This is a genomic window from Pseudomonas sp. MF08831 (assembly GCF_059862645.1).
This window is the reverse complement of the sequence record NZ_JCBCUX010000003.1, coordinates 535059-555906: the sequence shown is the minus strand read 5'-3', so window position 1 is coordinate 555906 and position 20848 is coordinate 535059. Positions and strand designations below refer to the sequence as shown.

Annotated in this window: 20 protein-coding genes; 5 read left to right on the top strand and 15 right to left on the bottom strand. The window is 60.7% G+C overall.

The window, feature by feature from the left end; genetic code table 11:
* Nucleotides 1-195 precede the first annotated feature (195 nt).
* From AC19YS_RS08765 to AC19YS_RS08755, 3 genes are read left to right on the top strand one after another with little or no spacing between them, the layout of a single operon-like run.
* Entirely contained in the window at nt 196-1203 is a 1008-nt protein-coding gene (locus tag AC19YS_RS08765) for a methionine ABC transporter ATP-binding protein (RefSeq protein WP_119741316.1), read from the top strand.
* Nucleotides 1203-1877, top strand: coding sequence for a methionine ABC transporter permease (locus AC19YS_RS08760; protein WP_106576027.1), 675 nt, complete (start codon nt 1203-1205; stop codon nt 1875-1877). Before AC19YS_RS08765 ends, AC19YS_RS08760 begins: the two co-directional genes overlap by 1 nt.
* Nucleotides 1878-1927: 50 nt before the next feature.
* Nucleotides 1928-2701, top strand: coding sequence for a MetQ/NlpA family ABC transporter substrate-binding protein (locus tag AC19YS_RS08755; RefSeq protein ID WP_106576026.1), 774 nt, complete (start codon nt 1928-1930; stop codon nt 2699-2701).
* Nucleotides 2702-3349: 648 nt separating this feature from the next.
* On the opposite strand, the gene AC19YS_RS08750 is transcribed toward AC19YS_RS08755, so the two are convergent.
* From AC19YS_RS08750 to AC19YS_RS08730, 5 genes are read right to left on the bottom strand one after another with little or no spacing between them, the layout of a single operon-like run.
* The gene (locus tag AC19YS_RS08750) at nt 3350-3985 is read right to left on the bottom strand and encodes an SCO family protein (RefSeq protein ID WP_106576025.1); all 636 of its coding nucleotides are present in this window, start codon (nt 3983-3985) and stop codon (nt 3350-3352) included.
* On the bottom strand, nt 3982-4881 hold the full coding sequence (cyoE, locus tag AC19YS_RS08745) for a heme o synthase (protein WP_200624187.1): 900 nt from the start codon (nt 4879-4881) through the stop codon (nt 3982-3984). The genes AC19YS_RS08750 and cyoE overlap by 4 nt, the downstream gene beginning before the upstream one ends.
* Nucleotides 4869-5948: a COX15/CtaA family protein gene (locus AC19YS_RS08740; protein WP_106576023.1), complete on the bottom strand. Its 1080-nt coding sequence runs from the start codon at nt 5946-5948 to the stop codon at nt 4869-4871. The genes cyoE and AC19YS_RS08740 overlap by 13 nt, the downstream gene beginning before the upstream one ends.
* A 10-nt stretch (nt 5949-5958) precedes the next feature.
* A complete protein-coding gene (locus tag AC19YS_RS08735; RefSeq protein ID WP_124416098.1) occupies nt 5959-6543 on the bottom strand; it encodes a PA_0111/PP_0108 family redox-active disulfide protein in 585 nt (194 codons plus the stop codon).
* The gene (locus tag AC19YS_RS08730) at nt 6509-7273 is read right to left on the bottom strand and encodes an SURF1 family protein (protein WP_200624186.1); all 765 of its coding nucleotides are present in this window, start codon (nt 7271-7273) and stop codon (nt 6509-6511) included. The genes AC19YS_RS08735 and AC19YS_RS08730 overlap by 35 nt, the downstream gene beginning before the upstream one ends.
* A gap of 28 nt (nt 7274-7301) precedes the next feature.
* Here AC19YS_RS08730 and AC19YS_RS08725 point away from each other — a divergent pair, with 28 nt between their 5' ends.
* Nucleotides 7302-7505 carry a twin transmembrane helix small protein gene (locus AC19YS_RS08725; RefSeq protein ID WP_016969525.1) on the top strand — a complete coding sequence of 68 codons (204 nt, stop codon included), beginning with the start codon at nt 7302-7304 and terminating at the stop codon, nt 7503-7505.
* A gap of 6 nt (nt 7506-7511) precedes the next feature.
* Here the strand turns inward: AC19YS_RS08725 and AC19YS_RS08720 are convergent, their stop codons facing one another.
* The 4 genes from AC19YS_RS08720 to coxB form a co-directional block, all read right to left on the bottom strand.
* Nucleotides 7512-8399, bottom strand: coding sequence for a cytochrome c oxidase subunit 3 (locus AC19YS_RS08720; RefSeq protein ID WP_200624184.1), 888 nt, complete (start codon nt 8397-8399; stop codon nt 7512-7514).
* Between the two features lie 35 nt (nt 8400-8434).
* A complete protein-coding gene (locus AC19YS_RS08715; RefSeq protein ID WP_106576020.1) occupies nt 8435-8986 on the bottom strand; it encodes a cytochrome c oxidase assembly protein in 552 nt (183 codons plus the stop codon).
* Nucleotides 8987-9136: 150 nt separating this feature from the next.
* On the bottom strand, nt 9137-10723 hold the full coding sequence (ctaD, locus tag AC19YS_RS08710) for a cytochrome c oxidase subunit I (RefSeq protein WP_106576019.1): 1587 nt from the start codon (nt 10721-10723) through the stop codon (nt 9137-9139).
* A gap of 58 nt (nt 10724-10781) precedes the next feature.
* Nucleotides 10782-11909 (bottom strand): cytochrome c oxidase subunit II, encoded by a 1128-nt coding sequence (gene coxB, locus AC19YS_RS08705; protein WP_124416095.1) that lies wholly within the window; start codon nt 11907-11909, stop codon nt 10782-10784.
* A 369-nt stretch (nt 11910-12278) separates the two neighbouring features.
* Here coxB and AC19YS_RS08700 point away from each other — a divergent pair, with 369 nt between their 5' ends.
* Nucleotides 12279-12926: a hypothetical protein gene (locus tag AC19YS_RS08700; protein ID WP_106576017.1), complete on the top strand. Its 648-nt coding sequence runs from the start codon at nt 12279-12281 to the stop codon at nt 12924-12926.
* Between the two features lie 131 nt (nt 12927-13057).
* Here the strand turns inward: AC19YS_RS08700 and AC19YS_RS08695 are convergent, their stop codons facing one another.
* From AC19YS_RS08695 to AC19YS_RS08670, 6 genes are all read right to left on the bottom strand, one after another.
* Entirely contained in the window at nt 13058-14599 is a 1542-nt protein-coding gene (locus AC19YS_RS08695) for a SulP family inorganic anion transporter (RefSeq protein ID WP_448193326.1), read from the bottom strand.
* 85 nt (nt 14600-14684) lie between these two features.
* Complete coding sequence (locus AC19YS_RS08690) at nt 14685-15416, bottom strand: carbonic anhydrase (protein WP_106576015.1); 732 nt, start codon at nt 15414-15416, stop codon at nt 14685-14687.
* A gap of 228 nt (nt 15417-15644) precedes the next feature.
* Nucleotides 15645-16703 (bottom strand): PA0069 family radical SAM protein, encoded by a 1059-nt coding sequence (locus AC19YS_RS08685; protein ID WP_500601471.1) that lies wholly within the window; start codon nt 16701-16703, stop codon nt 15645-15647.
* Between the two features lie 70 nt (nt 16704-16773).
* Entirely contained in the window at nt 16774-18072 is a 1299-nt protein-coding gene (locus AC19YS_RS08680) for a cytochrome c (protein ID WP_106576013.1), read from the bottom strand.
* Nucleotides 18073-18084: 12 nt separating this feature from the next.
* The gene (locus AC19YS_RS08675; protein WP_106576012.1) at nt 18085-19869 is read right to left on the bottom strand and encodes a GMC family oxidoreductase; all 1785 of its coding nucleotides are present in this window, start codon (nt 19867-19869) and stop codon (nt 18085-18087) included.
* A 2-nt stretch (nt 19870-19871) separates the two neighbouring features.
* The gene (locus AC19YS_RS08670) at nt 19872-20624 is read right to left on the bottom strand and encodes a gluconate 2-dehydrogenase subunit 3 family protein (RefSeq protein WP_200624175.1); all 753 of its coding nucleotides are present in this window, start codon (nt 20622-20624) and stop codon (nt 19872-19874) included.
* Nucleotides 20625-20848: the final 224 nt, after the last annotated feature.

Genomic DNA, 20848 nt, shown 5'->3' with positions numbered 1-20848 from the left:
ACCTGGGAAATTGAGTTGCTTAAGTAGTGACTGACACGGTTTTGCACCGTTCCTTTTTTATGACTTTTGATCGCGTTATTGCCAAATCGCTGGTTGAATGCGAAATAAATGCTAAGAAACACTATACGGACAGGCTAAAATGCGCGCCCGGCTAACCGCTGATCCCTTTTCCATGCGCCCCACAAGGTTCGCTACGTGATCGAGTTTCATAACGTCCATAAAACCTACCGCGTCGCCGGTAAGGAAATCCCCGCGCTGCACCCCACCAGCCTGCGTGTCGAAAACGGCCAGGTGTTCGGCTTGATTGGCCACTCCGGTGCGGGAAAAAGTACCCTGTTGCGTCTGATCAACCGCCTGGAGCAACCCAGCGGTGGCCAGATCAATGTCGACGGCGAAGAAGTTACCGCCCTGGACGCCAACGGCTTGCGCCGTTTCCGCCAGCAAGTCGGGATGATCTTCCAGCACTTCAACCTGCTTGCCTCCAAGACCGTCGCCGACAACGTGGCGCTGCCGCTGACGCTGGCTGGCGAACTGTCGCGCAAGGAGATCGACCAGCGCGTGGCTGAGTTGCTCGCCCGTGTTGGCCTGTCGGACCACGCCAAGAAATACCCGGCGCAGTTGTCCGGTGGCCAGAAGCAGCGCGTCGGCATCGCCCGCGCCCTGGCAACCAAGCCAAAGATCCTGCTGTGCGACGAAGCCACCAGCGCCCTCGACCCGCAAACCACCGCCTCGGTGCTGCAACTGCTGGCTGAGATCAACCGCGAGTTGAAGCTGACCATCGTGCTGATCACCCATGAAATGGACGTGATCCGCCGCGTGTGCGACCAAGTGGCGGTGATGGATGCCGGCGTGATCGTCGAGCAAGGCTCCGTGGCCGATGTGTTCCTGCACCCCAAGCACCCGACCACCAAGCGCTTCGTGCAAGAAGCCGAGCAGGTCGACGAAGGCGAGCAGCGCGATGACTTCGCTAACGTACCAGGCCGTATCGTGCGCCTGACGTTCCAGGGCGAAGCAACCTACGCGCCGCTGCTGGGTACCGTCGCCCGCGAAACAGGCGTGGACTACAGCATCCTCGCCGGTCGTATTGACCGCATCAAAGACATTCCCTACGGCCAACTGACCCTCGCCGTGACCGGTGGGGACATGGACGCCGCCTTCGCCCGCTTTACCGCGGCAGACGTCCACATGGAGGTTCTGCGCTAATGGAAATCCTGTTGAGTTTCTTCGCCAATATCGACTGGTCCGAGATCTGGCTCGCCACCGGCGACACCATGACCATGCTGCTCGGTTCGCTGTTCTTCACCATCCTGCTCGGCCTGCCACTGGGTGTGCTGCTGTTTCTTACCAGCCCGCGCCAACTGTTCGAACAAAAAGGCCTGTACGCGCTGCTGTCGCTGATCGTGAACATCCTGCGTTCGCTGCCGTTCATCATTCTGCTGATCGTGATGATCCCGTTCACCATATTGATCACCGGCACCTCGCTGGGCGTGGCCGGTGCGATTCCGCCACTGGTCGTAGGCGCGACGCCGTTCTTTGCGCGCCTGGTGGAAACCGCCCTGCGTGAAGTGGACCGCGGCATCATCGAAGCAACGCAGTCCATGGGTGCCAGCACGCGTCAGATCATCATCAATGCACTGCTGCCCGAAGCCCGCCCCGGTATTTTCGCAGCGATTACGGTGACGGCCATTACACTGGTTTCCTACACGGCCATGGCCGGTGTAGTCGGTGCCGGCGGCTTGGGCGACCTGGCGATCCGCTTTGGTTACCAGCGCTTCCAGACCGATGTGATGGTTGTCACCGTGGTGATGCTGTTGATCCTGGTGCAAATTCTGCAAACCGTCGGCGATAAGCTGGTGGTGCACTTTTCTCGAAAATAACGGCCATGGCCGGCCCCCGCCGGCGCATGCCCGAACAAGGAGCTTGCTGGATGAAAAAACTACTGGTTGCTTTCGCCGCCGTTGCCGCGTTTTCCGCCCACGCTGCCGAGACCCTCACGGTCGCCGCGTCGCCAGTGCCGCACGCGGAAATCCTGGAGTTTGTGAAGCCCGCGCTCGCCAAAGAAGGCGTCGACCTGCAGGTCAAGGTTTTCACCGACTACGTGCAGCCGAACGTACAGGTGGCTGAAAAGCGCCTGGACGCCAACTTCTTCCAGCACCAGCCGTACCTGGATGAGTTCAACAAGGCTAAGGGCACTCACCTGGTGAGCGTCGGCGCCGTGCACCTGGAGCCCCTGGGCGCCTACTCCAGCAAGTACAAAAAACTCGAAGACCTGCCGGATGGCGCCAATGTCGTGATTCCGAACGACGCCACCAACGGTGGCCGCGCGTTGCTGCTGCTGGCCAAGCACAACCTGATCACCTTGAAGGACCCGACCAACATCCTGTCGACCATCAAGGACATCTCCGGCAACCCGAAAAACCTGAAATTCCGCGAACTGGAAGCCGCCACACTGCCGCGCGTGCTGACCCAGGTCGACCTGGCGCTGATCAACACCAACTACGCCCTGGAAGCCAAACTGGACCCATCCAAGGACGCCCTGGTGATCGAAGGCAACGACTCGCCTTACGTGAACATCCTGGTGACCCGCGAAGACAACAAAGACTCGGACGCCGTGAAGAAGCTGGTTGCAGCCCTGCACACGCCGGAAGTGAAAGCGTTCATTCTTGAAAAGTACAAAGGCGCGATTCTGCCGGCGTTCTGATCTGACCCGACCTGCAACACACTGAAGATCAAAAAATGTGGGAGCGGGCTTGCTCGCGAAAGCGCTGTGTCAGTCACAGAATTCATCGACTGAACCACCGCCTTCGGGGGCAAGCCCCCCTCCCACATTTGTTTTTTGCGTTGCTTGAAAGACCAGGCCCGCACTCTTAACTGCTTACGCATCGCTCAAACCTTGCACAAACCCACTGTGGGAGCGGGCTTGCCCGCGAAAGCGCTGTGTCAGTCACCGAATTTATCGACTGAACCACCGCCTTCGGGGGGAAGCCCCCTCCCACATTTGTTTTGTGTTGTATGAAAGATCAGGCCAGCACACTTGCCTGCTTACGCATCGTTCAAACCTTGCACAAAAGCCCTGTGGGAGCGGGCTTGCTCGCGAAAGCGCTGTGTCAGTCACCGAATTTATCGACTGAACCACCGCCTTCGGGGGCAAGCCCCCTCCCACATTTGTTTTTGCGTGGCTTGGAAGATCAGGCCAGCACACTTGCCTGCTTACGCATTGTTCAAATCTTGCACAAAACCCCTGTGAGAGCTGGCTTGCCTGCGATGACGGTAGGTCAGTCAGGCTATTAGCCCCTGAACCACCGCCATCGCCGGCACGCCAGCTCCCACATGTATGGTGCGGGGCCTGTTATTTCCGCTGCAGCAACCCCGGCAACTGCGCCACCAGCTTTTGATTGTTCAGCGGCGCACGAATAAACCCGCGCTGCGTGCCGTCCGGTCCGATCAGCGCCAGGTTGCCGCTGTGGTCGACGGTGTAGTTGGGCTTGCTGGTATCCGCTGGAATAAACGGGATGCTCACCGCATTCGAGACCTTCTGCACATCGTCCACATTCGCGCCGGTCAGGCCTTCGAACTGCGGATCGAAGTAACCCAGGTATTGCTTGAGCTGAGCCGGGGTGTCGCGGTTCGGGTCGACGCTGACCAGAATCACCTGCAACTTATCCACCGCCTCTTTGGGCAGCTCGCTCTTGATCTGGCGCAGCTGGGCGAGGGTGGTGGGGCAGATGTCGGGGCAGAAGGTATAGCCGAAAAACAGCAGGCTCCATTTGCCTTTCAACTCGTTGACCACCACCGGCTGGCCGTTCTGGTCTGTCATGGTCACCGGCGGCAGCTGGCGGCTTTGCGGCAGCAGGATGATGCCCGCGTCGATCAGCGCAGTAGGGTCGCCCTGGCCCTTGCTGTTCAGCACTTTGTTGACGGTCAGGCCCATGATCAACGCGACGATGGCCACCAGGATAAAGACGGTTTTTTGAGTTCGAGTCATAGGTTCAACAGTAAGTAGTGGTCTACGAGCAGGGCGATAAACAGCACAAACAGGTACCAGATAGAGTACTTGAAGGTGTTGATCGCCGCGTGCGGCTGGCTGCCACGGTACAGCACCCAGGCCCATTGCAGAAAGCGCGCACCCAACACCAGCGCACACGCCAGGTACAGCAGGCCGCTCATGTGAATCACATACGGCATCAGGCTTACTGCCAGCAGGGCGAAGGTGTAGAGCAGGATGTGCACCTTGGTGTAGTGCTCGCCGTGGGTGACCGGCAGCATCGGGATGTCGGCCTTGGCGTATTCCTCCTTGCGGTGAATGGCCAGGGCCCAGAAGTGCGGCGGGGTCCAGGCGAAGATGATCAACACCAGCAGCAGCGGCTCGGCGCTGATATGCCCGGTAACAGCAACCCAGCCCAGCAGCGGCGGCGCCGCGCCAGCGAGGCCACCGATGACGATATTTTGTGGCGTGGCGCGCTTGAGAAAGCCGGTGTAGATCACCGCATAACCGAGCAGCGAGGCCAGCGTCAGCCACGCCGCCAAAGGGTTGGTAAACGTCAGCAACAGGGCCAAACCTGCAACAGCCAGAAACAAAGCAAAGGCCAGGGCGGCCACCGGCGACACCCGCCCTTCGGCCATCGGCCGCTTATGCGTGCGCGCCATCACCGCATCGATGCGCCGATCCACTACATGGTTAACCGCCGCCGCACCGCCGGCACACAGCGCAATGCCCAGGTTGCCAAAAATCAGCACCGCCCATGGCACCCCGGCGCGGGTGGCGAGGAACATGCCCACCAAGGAGGTGATGAGCATCAGCACCACCACTTTTGGCTTGGTCAGTTCCAAATAGTCTCGCCAGATCGCCTGATCGCGGCGCGCGTCGATCAAGGTCGCCATGGCGTCTCTCCTTTAAGGGTGATGAGGCCCGAAACGTGTTTGCGTGGAATAAAGCGCCAGCCGAACGGCAACTGATGGCGCACCCGGACCAGGCTGGTACGCGCGTGGTAATTGACCAGCACCAATGTCAGCAGCAACGCTGCGCCGCCTGCGTTGTGGCCGACCGCCACCGGCAGCGGCAAGCCGAACGCCACATTGCTCACCCCCAGGCTGATTTGCACCGCCAGGGCGATCAGCAACAAGCCCGCCAGTCGCGTCATGCCCACTGCGCGCAATTGCCAGGCCAGCCCCAACAGCACCAGTGTCACCAGCATCGCGCCAAGGCGATGGGTCAGATGGATAGCGGTACGCGCTTCACTGTCGAGCTGGCCGCCGAGGTAATTGGGGCCGATATGTTGGGTGAGGTGAAACCCGTTGGCAAAGTCCGCCGCCGGCCACCACTCACCATGACAGGTGGGCAGGTCGACACAGGCCACCGCCGCATAGTTGGAACTCACCCAGCCGCCCAGCGCAATCTGGCCGATCACCAACACCAGCCCGGCCGTTGCCCAATATTGCAGGCGCTTGGGCACGATCAACGCGGGCAACACGCCAGACAGTCGCAGGGTCAGCAGAAACAATAAGCTCAAGGTGGCAAAACCGCCGAGCAGATGGCCCGTTACAACTTGCGGCCACAACTTCAATGTCACCGTCCACATGCCAAACGCGGCCTGGGCGAACACCACCGCCAGCACAAACAGCGGCAACTTCACCGGCTGGCCCGGATCACGCCGATGGCTCCACGAACGCGCCGCCAACAGCACGATGAGCAAACCCAAGGTGCCGGCAAAGTAGCGATGGGTCATCTCGGCCCAGCCCTTGTCAGCCTGCACCGGCGTGTCGGGAAAATGCAGCTCGGCATGCGCCAGCTGGGCTTCGCTCTGCGGCACGCTGATAAAACCGTAGCAGCCGGGCCAGTCCGGGCAACCGAGGCCGGCGTGGGTCAGGCGCGTATAGGCGCCGAGCAGCACAACGATCAGCGCCAGCAAGGTGGCAAACAACGCGAGGCGAAATCCAGGTTTGGCCATGACGATGCCCTTATCCGATATTCGACAGTTTCAGCAGCAAGCGCAGGTCGTTGAGCAGGTCCTTGCCCTTGACCTTGGCGTCGTAGCGCAGCACCAGATTGCCGTGTGGGTCGACGATCCACAGTTGCGCATCGCCGGGTGCGGCGGCGTCCCTGGTGAAGGTCGACAGGTCCAGCGGGTAGCGTTGCAGTTGCGGGTATTCGGCCTTGAGCTTGGCCTCGTAGGCGGTGCTCACTGGCTGCGCGCTGGCCAAGGCATGGCTGGCGCGCGAGGCATCACGGCCCAGGCTGATTTGCAGTTGGCGCGCCAGGTACACCAACTGCTGGCACTCAGCGGCGCAGGCAGTGGGCGCGGTGACCAGCAGTTGCCAGCGATCTTCATCGGCCTGCACGCCAATGTCGGCGCGGGTCTGCCCGTTACCGATCAGTTCGCCGTGGTAGCTGCGGCTGTCCGGCACCCAGAACTGCAACTTGTACATGAACGTGGCCAGCGCCATCGGGCCGACCACCATCATCAGGATCAAGATCAGCTGCCAGCGGCCTTTGCGCCGGTCGGGCGCCTCAGACATGCTGGGTGGATTCATGGCCGCTCCCATGGGACTTCTCCTTTTTGTTGTGCCATCCGAGGTAGAGGTAAAGCGCCAGCAGCGCCAAGGCCATGGCGAACCACTGCACGGCGTACCCCAAATGTTTTTCCGGGCCCATGGCGACCACCGGCCACGTGGTGTCGTACGTGGCCGGGCCGGGTTCGGCGCGCAGTTCGTAGGCAAAGCCGCCACGCCCTAACTCAGCCCACAGTGCGGCGGGATGCAGCGCGGTGAGCAGGCGCGGCCATTGCGTGGTGGCCGGGTCGGCGTGCAGTTGGAAGGTTTCGCCGGGGGCGACGTAGACCCACGCGTCGAGATTCAACGGCTGATCGGGTGTAGTGAAGACTGGTGGCGTACGCCGGTCTGGCCACGGCAGCCACCCGCGATTGAGCAACAGCCACTGGCCGCTGGCCTGATCGTGAAAGGGTTGCAGCAACTCGACGCCGGCCTTGCCGTCGCGCATGCGGTTGTCGAGCAACACGCTGTGCTCGGCGTCGAACTGGCCGCGCAGGCGTACGCGGCGAAAGGCGGGGTCGGGCATCTCATTGAGCTGGACACTGCTGATGGGGTCGGCCACGCGCCGTTCGGCGTAACTGTCCACCAGCAACTGTTTTTCATGGCCGCGCGCCAGTTGCCAGAACCCCAGGCCTACCATCAACGGCAGCAGCACCAGCACCACCAGCGTGGGTGCGAGTCCTGGGCGAAAGTCTTTTATGGCGCTGGCTATACTTGTTTTCATTGCCCGCCCATCCGAAGGGAACCTGACCATGCTCAAAGCAGCCATTGCCCTGATGCTGATCGCGACTGTCGTGAGCCTGTTCAGTGGCTTGTTCTTTCTGGTCAAGGACGAGGGCAACTCCAACCGCCTCGTCACTGCCTTGACCGTGCGTGTCGTACTGGCCGCGATCACCGTGGGCTTGATCGCCTGGGGTTTTTTCAGCGGCCAGCTGGTGTCTCATGCGCCGTGGTAAGGCGCCTTACAGCACATAAACGAAGAAGAACAGGCCGATCCACACCACATCCACAAAATGCCAATACCAGCTGGCTGCCTCGAAACCAAACTGGTGCTCGGCATTGAAATGCCCGCGCAGGATGCGCATCAGCATCACGAACAGAATGATGGTGCCGATGGTCACGTGGGCGCCGTGAAAGCCCGTGAGCATGAAGAAGGTTGCGCCGTACACGCCCGAGCCGAGGGTCAGGCCCAGTTCTTTGTAGGCATGCATGTACTCCTCGGCCTGCAAGGCCAGGAACGCCCAGCCCAGCAGCACGGTCAGCGCCAGCCAGATTTTCAGTGCGCCGCGATGGCCCTTGCGCAAGGCATGGTGGGCGAGGGTGATGGTGACGCTGGAGCTGACCAGCAAGACCGTGTTGATCAGCGGCAAGCCCCAGGGGCTGATGGTGCCCTCCGGTGGCGGGTACATTTTTGGGTCAGGGTTATTGAGCAGCGGCCAGGTGAACTGAAAGTTCGGCCACAGCATGTGCGCGATGCCCTTGTGCCCTTCACCGCCCAGCCATGGCCCCGACATGTGCCGCACATAAAACAGTGCGCCAAAGAACGCGACGAAGAACATCACCTCGGAAAAGATGAACCAGGTCATGCCCCAGCGAAACGAGCGGTCCATCTGCGGGCTGTACAAACCGGCACGGCTTTCCTTGATCACCGCGCCAAACCAGCCGAACAGCATGTAGGCCAGCAGCAGCCCACCAACGAAAAAGATCCACGGCCCGTGGGATTCCGGGCGCGCCGCCTTCAGATCGTTGAACCACACAGCCAAACCGTACACGGTGGTGAGCATGCCCAAGGTGGCAATTATTGGCCATTTGCTTTGCGCTGGTACGTAGTACGTATCATGAGACGACATGTATTCGCTCTCCTGATTGAGGGGGCAAACAGTAGCTAGCCGCCGGTATGGACGGCCACCGGCGGTTGGCGCGCAGTGATGTCAAACAGCGTGTACGCCAGGGTCAAATGCTTCACATCCTTGGGCATGTCGCGGTCGACGATAAAACGCACCGGCATTTCAATCCGCTGACCGGGCTGCAGCACTTGCTGGGTGAAGCAAAAGCACTCGGTCTTGTGGAAGTACATCGCCGCTTCGGCCGGGGAAATGCTCGGCACTGCCTGGGCTTTCATGACCTTGTCGGTGGGGTTGTAGGCGACGAACAGCATCTCGGTGACCGCGCCGGGGTTGACCACCACTTCGTCAGCCTTGGAATGAAACTCCCAGACCATGTCGATGGCATTGGTCGACAGAAACTGCACTCGCACCTGGCGCGTGGGGTCGACGATTTGCTCACCTTCGTACTGCCCGGCGGTCTTGCCGTTGATGCCGAACGCCTTGCACATCACGTCGTAAATCGGCACCAGGGCGAAGCCGAAGGCGAACATTGCCACCACCAGAATCAGCAGGCGGGTGACGAGGCGCTTGATGGGGATGGACTCAAGCATGGCGATCACCTGAACCGAACGCGGTCAACGTGGGAGCGGGCTTGCTCGCGAATGCGGTGGGCCAGGCCCCATTTGCGGCGACTGAAACACCGCTTTCGCGAGCAAGCCCGCTCCCACAGGGGATTTGTACCGGCATGGCGAACCGGGTATTCACTTGACCTCCGGCGGCGTGGTGAACGTGTGATACGGCGCGGGCGAGGGGATGCTCCACTCCAAACCTTCGGCACCATCCCACGGCTTGGCGGGCGCCGGCGGGCCGCCGCGGATGCACTTGATGACGATGAACAAGAAGAAGATCTGCGTGGCGCCAAACATGAATGCACCAATCGAGGAGACCATGTTGAAGTCGGCAAACTGCAGGTTGTAGTCCGGTACCCGGCGCGGCATGCCGGCCAGCCCCACGAAGTGCATCGGGAAGAACGCCATGTTCATGCCGATGAAGGACAGCCAGAAGTGCAGCTTGCCCAGGGTTTCGTCGTACATGTGCCCAGTCCACTTGGGCAGCCAGTAGTAGGCCGAAGCGAAGATGCCGAAGATCGCGCCAGGCACCAGTACGTAATGGAAATGCGCCACCACAAAGTAGGTGTCGTGGTACTGGAAGTCCGCTGGAGCAATCGCCAGCATCAGCCCCGAAAAGCCGCCAATGGTGAACAGGATCACGAAGGCCACGGCGAACAGCATCGGCGTTTCGAAGGTCAGCGAGCCTTGCCACATGGTGCTGACCCAGTTGAACACCTTCACGCCCGTCGGTACGGCGATCAGCAGCGTGGCGTACATGAAGAACAGCTCGCCCACCAGCGGAATGCCCACCACGAACATGTGGTGCGCCCACACAATGAACGACAGAAACGCGATGCTCGCCGTGGCGTAGACCATCGAGGTGTAGCCGAACAGCGGCTTGCGCGAGAAGGTCGGGATGATCGAGCTGACGGCGCCGAAGGCCGGCAGGATCATGATGTACACCTCGGGATGGCCGAAGAACCAGAACACATGCTGGAACAGCACCGGGTCACCGCCACCGGCGGCGCTGAAGAAGCTGGTGCCGAAGTGGATGTCCATCAGCATCATGGTCACGCAGCCGGCCAGCACCGGCATCACCGCGATCAACAGGAACGCGGTGATCAACCAGGTCCACACGAACAGTGGCATTTTCATCAGGGTCATGCCCGGCGCGCGCAGGTTGAGAATGGTCGCGACCACGTTGATCGCGCCCATGATCGAGCTGATGCCCATCAGGTGAATTGCAAAGATAAAGAACGTCACACTTTCGGGCGCGTAGGTGGTGGACAGCGGGGCGTAGAAGGTCCAGCCGAAATTCGGCCCGCCGCCGGGTGTGAACAACGTGGAAACCAGCAGCAGAAACGCCGCTGGCAGCAGCCAGAAACTGAAGTTGTTCATGCGCGGCAGGGCCATGTCCGGCGCGCCGATCATCAGCGGGATCATCCAGTTGGCCAGGCCCACGAAGGCAGGCATCACCGCGCCAAACACCATGATCAGGCCGTGCATGGTGGTCATCTGATTGAAGAACGCCGGCTGCACGATCTGCAGGCCGGGCTGGAACAGCTCGGCGCGGATCACCATGGCGAACGAGCCGCCAAGCAGGAACATGGTGAAGGCGAACCACAGGTACATCGTGCCGATGTCTTTGTGGTTGGTGGTCAGCACCCAGCGCATCAGGCCTTTGGCGGGGCCATGGGCATGGTCGGCGTGACCATGGTCATCGATCACAGTGCTCATGGCCGTTCTCCTGCAAAGGAATGGGCTGTGCGGTTCAGGGCATACGCAGTTGAGGCCGTCATTTGCTTTCCGCCTGTTTCAAAGCCAGCACGTCTTTGGGCGTGACCATGTCGCCTTTGTTGTTGCCCCAGGCGTTGCGTTCGTAGGTCACCACGGCGGCGATGTCCACTTCCGACAGCTGTTTGCCGAAGGCGGCCATGGCGGTGCCGGGCTTGCCGAAATACACGCGGTGCAGGTGATCTTCCTTAGGCCCGGTGGCGATCGGCGAACCTTTGAGCGCCGGGAACATCGGCGGCAGGCCTTGGCCCTCAGCCTGGTGACAGGCCACGCAGGTGGTGTGGTAGACCTTGTCGCCACGCGCCACCAGCTCTTCGAGCGTCCATTCTTTGGAGGTCAGCTCTTTAAGCTTGGCCGCTTCTGCCTTGCGCTCGCCGAGCCAAGTGTCATAGTCGGCCTGGGATTTGACATCGACCACAATCGGCATGAAGCCGTGGTCCTTACCGCACAATTCTGCGCACTGGCCACGGTAGATGCCGGGCTTCTCGATGCGCGTCCAGGCCTCGTTGACGAAGCCGGGAATGGCGTCGCGCTTGACCGCAAAGGCCGGCACCCACCACGAATGGATCACGTCGGCGGCAGTCACCAGAAAGCGCACTTTGGCGCCCACCGGCAGCACCAGCGGCTGATCGACTTCGAGCAGATAGTGCTCGCCCTTTGTGGCCTGGTTATGGATTTGCTCGGCGGGCGTGGCCAGGTTGCTGAAGAATTCCACGTCCTGGCCCAGGTATTTGTAATGCCACTTCCACTGGTAACCGGTGACCTGGATATCGATATCCGACTCGGTGCTGTCGTAGATGTTGATCAGGGTCTTGGTCGCCGGAATGGCCATCGCTACCAGGATCAGCAGGGGCACCACGGTCCAGAGGATTTCCACGGTCGTGCTCTCGTGAAATTTGGCAGCCACCTGGCCCGTGGACCGGCGGTGCAGGATCATCGACCAGAACATCGCGCCAAACACGACAATGCCGATCACCACACAAATCCAGAAGATGGTCATGTGCAGGTCAAACACGGCGTGACTGACTTCAGTAGCCCCTGGCGCCATATTCGTTGTCCAGGCGGCGTGCGCCTGGCCGAATACCGACCACAACAGTAGGCCCATCCAAACGTGTGGATGTCGCGTCATTGCGGGTTCCCCTTTATGTTTCTTGTTATCCCGCCGGTTTGCACCTGCGGCGAAGGGAGCGGCTTCCATACTGCTTACAACCGCCAAGCCTTGCCTGCTTCATGCAGTTGGGCGTCATCAGCTAATTGCGTACAAAATCGAGTATAGACAGCCGGGGCAACCCCGCAATGTGTAGGGGCAAATGAGCACAAACAGACGGGCGGGCCCAATAAATACGGGGGCGCAAACGTTTATCCGACGAACGATGGCGATTCGATATAACGCATGCGCATAACCATGAAATAATTATGACAAACGCGTCTTAGGCCCTCGTATAAACGAGCTACCTTGTCCTTTCCCTTTTCCTACGCCTGTTTCACTGGAGCTTTCATGAACACCGCCGCATTGCGCGAGCAGATTTCCCGTGCCCATCAACACGAAGCCAGCACTGGCCAGCTTGCCCAGCAACTGGAAAAACAATTGCCGCACCTGCATTCGGCCATTTCCCTGGCTGACGGTGATCGCAACATTGTCATGACCCGTTTTGTTACCGCCTACATCGAGCTTGTCCCTGACTTGCTGGAAGCCGCCAATGACGTGGCCCGCGAAGCTGGCATCGAAAGCCAGATCAAGCCGGTACTGAAAATCGCCGAGCATTTCTTCCTGCAACCGCCCGCGATTCTTGCTGGCCACGAAGGCCTCGACGGCCTGCTGGACGAGGCCTACCTGGCCCATCGCCTGGTAGAAGAAGTCAACGATCTGTACATCAAGCACTTTGGTCAGCCGTTGATTCCGGCGGACACCACCGTGGCCAACTTGATCGCTCATCAGCTGATCGGCGAAGCATTTGCCAACCAGTTGGACGAAGCCGTGCATTTGGCGGTGGATGAAATGCTCAACGAAGACAGCTTTGCGCTGGAGTCGGTCGAGGCTTACCGCGAGACGCTCAAGAGCCCGAACACGGAAGCGGCGTGGAAGCGCTGGCCGTGCCTGTCGCGTCAGTTGGGGGTTGAGCTGGCGTTGGATCAGCCGGCGTAAACGTGCGGACTGCACAGCAATCACTGTGGGAGCCGGGCTTGCCCGCGATGGCGGTGGATCAGTCAGCTAATGGGTTGACTGACACGCCTTTAATCGCGGGCAAGCCCGGCTCCCACATTGGTTTGTGGTGTTCAGACGGGCGCCGAACCTATCCCCACGGTCGTGCGCACCCGGCCTTCAAGCCTGCGTTTCAGGCCGCGCGCCTCGATTACCAGTTGTGAGCCCTTGGCCGCATTGGCCCGGCCCCATTCCTCGAGTAATTCCAGGCAGGAATGGTCGATGTAACTCAAGTTGCTCAGCGGCACGTGCAACGCGGTCCCCGCAGGCACCGTCGACAGCACTTGGGTCAGTGCCGGCACTTTAAGGAAAGTCGCCGCACCGGTCAGGCGCAACTCCATCTCACCGTCCTGGGGCAGGTCGATCAGGCTGATTTTCAGTCGCGACGCCTTGAAGGCCAACTTGACCAACGTCAGCCCGAAGCCCACCAGTACACCGGTCAGCAAATCGGTAAAAATGATCGCCAGCGCCGTCGCGGCATAGGTGAACATCGGCATCCGCCCGTATCGGCCCAAGGCGCGAAACGCTTTCACGTCCACCAGCTTGATCCCGGTGTACACCAGCACGCCCGCCAGGCTCGCCACCGGGATGCTTTGCAGCACGCTCGACAGCAGCAGCACGAACCCCAGCAGCCATACACCGTGGAACATCGCCGACAAGCGCGTGGTCGCACCGGCCTGCACGTTGGCCGAGCTGCGCACGATCACGCCGGTCATCGGCAGCGCGCCGACCAGGCCACAAAGCATGTTGCCTACACCTTGTGCGGACAATTCCTTGTCGAAATCGGAGCGCTGACCGCTGTGCATGCGGTCAACCGCAGCAGCCGACAGCAGGGTTTCGGCACTGGCGATAAAGGCCACGGCGAACGCGGCGATCAACAGTTGCGGATCGGCCAGGTTCAGCAAGTCGCTGGGGTGTAGCCAGTCAATGGCATCGGCAAGGTTTTCCGGGACTTCCACACGCTTGACCTGCAACGCCAGTACCAGGCTGGTGACCGTCGCCAAGCCCACGCCCAACAACGCGCCTGGCACAAATCGCAGTTTTTGCGGGCGTAATTTATCCCACAGGTACATCACCAGCATCGTCGACAGCCCCAGCAAGCCCGCTTGCCAGCCAAGGCCACCGCCCAGGGTCGGCATCGCCTCAACCACGGCGGCCGGGAAGCCCGCCAGGTTATCCAGCCCGGAAGGCTTCGGCGCGCCGTCGAGCATCACATGGACCTGCGAGAGCACAATCAGCACGCCGATCCCCGCCAGCATGCCGTACACCACCGCCGGCGCCGTGACACGGAACCAGCAGCCCAGACGCAATCGCCCGGCTACCAATTGCAGGAACCCCGCCAGCAACAGAATAGGGCCGAGCATCATCATGCCGTGCTGGCGCACCAGTTCGAACACCAACACTGCCAAACCTGCGGCGGGCCCGCTGACCTGCAGCGGCGACCCAGCCAGCCAACCCACCACCAGGCCACCGATGATCCCGGTGATCAGCCCTTTGGCCGGCGGCATGCCAGACGCAATCGCGATGCCCATGCACAAGGGCAGGGCGACCAGAAACACAACCACGGACGCGAGCAGCTCCCGAGGCAATACAGCTTTCAATTGAGCAGCACGCATAATGACTCTCCCAAGGCATTCGCCGGGCGCGGCAATGCCTGGCTGCATCCATGGCAGCCACCGCATTACCCGGCAGGGAAGTGTTTTAGAAGCGCGCTTTAGGCGTCGCGCAAGGGATGGGGCCGTCGCCGCTCAGCGGTCGAAATGCCGCCTGATCTGCATCGTAGGCTCGAATTTCGCTGGTCTCGATGTTGTAGATCCAGCCATGGATAAACAAATGACCATTGGCCATGCGTGAGGCCACGGAAGGGTGGGTGCGCAAATGCTGCAACTGGGCGATGACGTTTTCTTCGGTCAGCACCTTCATGCTTTCGCCTTCATTGGCGCAGTCGCAGTTGTCCTCAACCATCGACTTGGCGACTTCGGCATGACGCAGCCAAGCCCGGACTGTCGGCATTTTTTCCAGGCTCTGGGGGTTGAGTACCGCGCGCATGGCGCCACAGTCGGAATGCCCGCACACGATAATGTGCTGCACGCCCAGGGCGAGAACCGCGTACTCGATGGCCGTGGAAACGCCGCCGTTCATCTGTCCGTAGGGTGGCACCACGTTGCCGACGTTACGCGTGACGAACAGGTCGCCAGGGGAGCTTTGGGTGATCAGCTCAGGCACGATCCGCGAATCGGCACAGGTGATAAACATCGCCCGTGGGCTCTGGGCCGTGGCGAGTTTTTTGAAGAGTTCTTCCTGCTGGGGGAAGACGTCGTGATGGAAATGCAAAAAGCCGTCAACGATGTGCTTTAGCGCTGCATCGGCGGATTCGGCCACCTGAGGGGCTGAAGCCGACGCAGCCAACGGCTGTTTATCCTTGTCACTCATGATTCATCCTCTTGATTAATGCAGAGAGAGTGTTCAGGTCATTTCGACGCTGGGCCAGTGGATTAGTTGTAAAACGCTGAAGACCACGGTTTCGACCCACCCGTCACTCGCTGAACAAGGTAACCGTCGAAACTTAACTCAAACTGAATGAACCGCTCTAGATCGCGGGTTTCAGTGATATCAAAACGCGACTATTCCTACAGACCTATCGCGCTCTTCGTCGTCAGTTTACAACAATGCCATCTGCCTGCCCGGTGGGCAGAACGCCGTGCAATCCAGATTAAACCCTTCCCGACGATTAAGCCCCAGGCGGTTGATCGCCTTGCTGAAGCGCTGCGCCAGCAGATCGGCGAACGGCCCCTCACCCCGCATGCGCACACCGAAGCGGCTGTCATACACCTCACCCCCGCGCACCTGGCGCACCAGGCTCATCACATGGGCCGCCCGCTGCGGGTAATGCGCCGCCAGCCACTCCTCGAACAGCGGCGCCACCTCCAGCGGCAGGCGCAGCATCATGTAGGCCGCACTTTGGGCACCCGCCGCGTGGGCTTCGGTCAGCAGACTTTCGAGCTCGCTGTCGTTGATCATCGGAATCATCGGTGAACACAACACGCCCACCGGGATGCCGGCCTCACGCATTACCCGAATCGCCCGCAATCGCGCCTTGGGCGCCGCCGTGCGCGGTTCCAGAATGCGCTTGAGCTCATCGTCCAGGCTCGTGAGGCTGATCATGACTGCCACCAGTCGCTGCCGGGCCAGCTCGGTCAGCAGGTCGAGGTCACGCAAAATCAGCGAGCCCTTGGTGATGATGGTCACCGGGTGGCGGTAGCGCAGCAGCACTTCGAGGGTCTGCCGGGTGATCGTGTACTCGCGCTCGATGGGCTGGTAAGGGTCGGTATTGGAGCCCAGATTGATCGGCGCGCACACATACCCCGGCTTCGACAGCTGTTGCTCCAGCACCTGGGCGGCATTGGTCTTGGCGATCAGCTTGGTTTCGAAATCCAGCCCCGGCGACATGTCCCAGTAGGCGTGACTGGGCCGCGCGTAGCAGTAGATGCAACCGTGCTCGCAGCCGCGATAGGGGTTGATCGAGCGATCGAACGGCAGGTCCGGCGAGTTATTGCGGGTGATGATGCTTTTGGCCGTTTCGATGCGCACTTCGGTGCCTTGGGTGGGCGGCACTTCCTGAAACCAGCCGTCATCCTCGGCCACACTGACGGTAGGCGCAAAGCGATTGTGCAGGTTGGTGGCCGTGCCCCGGCCACGGGGCGGTAAAGGTGTAGACATGAAAACGCCCCAATACTGTTTTTATATACAGTAAAGGGGCGTGATGGTTATGACCAGTGCCGTCTGGCGGTCAGTGCTTTTGCGTCACTTGCCCCAGGTCATCGCCCGAGGTGGTGCGCATATCGCTCTTGCGCAGGTCCGCCACGTCGCTGGCTTTTACTGGCGCGCCTTTGTTACCCCAGCTGCCGCGGACGAAACTGACTACATCCGCCACTTCCTGGTCCGACAACCGCCAGGCAAACGCCGGCATGGTGAACGTCGAAGGCGCCGTGTGCGTAGCCGGCAAGGTACCGCCGTTCAACACAATGTTGATCAGCGACGTGGCATCCGCTGTCTGCAACACCGGGTTACCCGCCAGCGCCGGGAACACCCGCGTATAGCCATGGCCATCGGTACGGTGGCACGCCGCGCAGTTGTCGATGTACACCGACGCGCCCGGCTTGCTGTCGTCACCTTTCCACAACGCCTCGGCGACCTGTTTGTCGTACTGATGCGGCTGATCCTTGGGATCCACCGCCGGCAGGCTTTTGAGGTAGCGGGCGATAGCGGTCAGGTCGTCCTGCGACATGTACTGCATGCTGTGCACCACCACATCGCTCATGCCGCCAAACACGGCACTGCGATCACTGCGGCCGGTCTTGAGGAATTGCACCAGTTGCTCTTCGCTCCAGCTGCCGAGCCCGTCCTTGTGATCGCCACGCAGGCTCTTCGCGATCCAGCCTTCCAACGGCGCGCTGCCGGACAGGAAGGCGTTGCCGTCAGTGGCGCTGAGGGCTTTTTCCTGCATGGTCAGGGCGCGCGGCGTATGGCAGGCACCGCAGTGCCCCAAGCCTTCAACCAGATACGCGCCCCGGCTGACCACCGGATCGGCGGCCGGCTGTGCCGGATGCTCCTCAACGGCCGGCGCAAACATCCAGCGCCAGGCCGCCAACGGCCAGCGCATGCTCAAGGGCCAGGGAATATCGCTGTCCTTGTTCTCTTGGGCGACCGGCTCCACACCCTTCATGAAGTAGGCATACAACGCCTGCATGTCGCTGTCGCTGACACGCGCGTAAGACGGATAGGGCATCGCCGGGTAAAGCGTACTACCGTTCTTGGCGACGCCATGGCGCACGGCCTTGTCGAAATCTTCGAAGCTGTAGTCGCCCAGGCCGGTCTTGTCCGGGGTGATGTTGGTGGAGTAGATCACGCCGATCGGAGTTTCCATCGGCAGCCCGCCGGCAAAGGGTTTGCCACCCTTGGCGGTGTGGCAGGCCACGCAGTCACCGGCGCGGGCCAGGTATTCGCCCTGCTTGACCAGGTCGGTTTCAGCGGCGCTTACCGAACAGCTGCTCAAGAGGGCCAGGGAGGCGATAACAAGTGCTTTCATGGTCATCGCTCCTTATGCCTGAACCAGTGGGCCGGGGTTTTTCAGGTACTGCTCGCGGATCGCCCGCGCCGACCAATACGTCAGTGCCGCCACCAGGCCGGTAGGGTTGTAGCCCAAGCCCTGTGGGAAAGCTGACGCGCCTGGGACAAACACATTGTGTACGTCCCAGCTCTGCAGGTAGCGGTTCAACGCACTGGTTTTCGGGTCGGTGCCCATGATCGCGCCACCGTTGAGGTGAGTGGTCTGGTAGGCGGCAGTGTTGAAGTGCTCACCGACCTTTTTGCCGAGCACAGCAATGGCCTTGGGGTTCATCGCTTCGGCGACCTTGCCCATTTTCTCCATCATGAAGCGGTTCATCTTGATGTCGTTTTCCTGCCAGTCAAACGTCATCCGCAGCAATGGGAGGCCGTAGGCATCGCGGTACACCGGGTCCAGATCCAGGTAGTTGCCCCGGTAGGATTGGTGCGCGCCGTGGGCGTCCATCGACACCTGGTGGGTGTAGTAATCGGCGGTGGCGCGTTTCCACGCACTGCCCCAGGCCGGCGTACCGGGTGGGTTGGACGTACCGGCAATCGGCCGGCTGCCCGCCTGGTTGACCCACATCGGCGAACCGCCGACGAAACCGTGTGGCCCGTGGTCGAAGTTATCCGCGTTGAAGTCATCAAGGGCCACGCCGTTGCCGCCCGCACCGATGAAGTTATTGGTGTGGGTGTCCTTGTCGAAGAAGGCTTTGATGGTACCCATGTTCTGGTAGGCGAAGTTGCGGCCCACCACGCCCTCATTGGTAATCGGGTCGTAGGGTTTGCCGATACCCGAGAGCAACATGAGGCGCACATTGTTGAACTGGAAAGAGCCGATGATCACCAAGTCAGCCGGCTGCTCGCATTCGCGCCCCTGGGCGTCGATATAGGTCACGCCGGTGGCCTTGCTCTTGGTGCTGTCGAGGTTGACCTTGAGCACGTGGGAATTGGCCCGCAGCTCAAAGTTCGGTACCTGACGCAGCGCCGGCAGGATGTTCACATTCGGCGAAGCCTTGGAGTACATGTAGCACACGTAGCCGCTGCAGAAACCGCAGAAGTTGCACGGGCCCATCTGTGCGCCGTAGGGGTTGGTGTACGGCCCCGACGTATTGGCAGACGGCAGGTTGTAGGGTTTGTAACCAACCTCGGCGGCCGCTTTCTGAAACAGCTGTGCGGAGACGGTGTTTTTCTGCGACTCCAACGGGAACGGGTTGGAGCGATCCGGCGCATACGGGTTGCCACCACGGCCTTCGCCCACCACCTGACCTTTTACGGTCCAGGCCTGGCCGGAGGTGCCGAAGACTTTTTCCGCGTAGTCGAAAAACGGTTCCAGCTCTTCGTAGCTGACGCCGAAGTCCTGGATGGTCATGTCCTTGGGAATGAAGTTTTTGCCGTAGCGCTCTTCGTAGTGGCTGCGCATGCGCAACTCGATAGGGTCGACACGAAAGTGCACGCCCGACCAGTGCAGGCCCGCGCCGCCCACGCCATTGCCCGGCAGAAACGCACCCAGCTGGCGGTTGGGCAGGGCGACGTCATTCACGCTATGGCGAATGGTCACCGTTTCTTTGGAGATGTCCTGGAAGAGTTTTTTACGCACGCTGTAGGTCAATTCGTCGATGACCTGCGGATAGTTGCCGTCCGGGTAGGTGTCCTGCATCGGGCCGCGCTCCAGCGCTACCACGTTGAGGCCAGCTTCCGTGAGTTCCTTGGCCATGATCGCGCCGGTCCAGCCGAAGCCCACGATCACCGCGTCCACTTTCTTCATGATGGTCGCCACGTTTATGCCCTCTCGCCGCGAATGGAAACAGCCGGGAAGGGGTATTGCTCGTTGCGTTCAACCCAGTCCATAAAGTCGGCGCGGGCGCCGGGGAAGCCGATCATGGTCCAGCCAACCATGCCTTTGTTGCCGCCGTGGATCGGGTCGCAGAAGAACCCTTCCTTGGTGTTTTGCAGCAGCAGGTTGAAAAACATCTTTGCCGGCACTGTCTCAAAGTGCGCAGTCACTTCGCTGCCGCCTGCTTCAAGGCGGCGCAGCATATCGTCTTGGGTAGCGCTGTCTTGCGCAGCAAAAGCCTTGCCGTTGAACGCCTTCGACCACGCATCCGTCGCGGCAATGCCCAGGCGATAAATATCCTTGGGCACCAGCTTGCTCTGCCAGCCCATCTCCGGGGCCGCATCGGCGTTGAACGGGCCCTGCATGAACCACAGCGCGCCCGCGGCGTAAGGCGTATTCATCTGGCGGTCGATGTATTCCGGCGCACCGGCCTCCAGGGCGCCAGGGCCTTGGGCATCAGCGGGAATCAAACGCGCGACCGCGGCGTTGAGAAACGCCCACTCTTCGGCGGTGAAGTAGCCGGGTTCGTAGGCTTTGTCGCTGACCGGCGGTTTAGCCTCGGCAGCCTGCACCGGTTCCGGCGTGGCCATCAGCATCGAACCACCAAAGCCGGTGCTGGCAACCGTGACCACCGGGATCAAGGTCAAGGATTTGCGCAAAAAATCACGCCGGGGGTTGTCTTGATCTTGATCAGACATGGGTGCACCTCATCATGTGGTCACGGGTTTATCAGCCGCTTCTGGGAGCAGCGTGAAGGCTTGCCAGGAAATGGGATCCAAAAGGATAGAACACAGTGGCAAACAATAGTTACAAATGATAGCAGGCAAGAATTGAGAAGAATCCGTTCAGCGAGAAAAACAGCAGATCAGATCGGCCTTCACGATTCTTTGACGAGTACCTCACGCCGCATTGACCCCGCGTA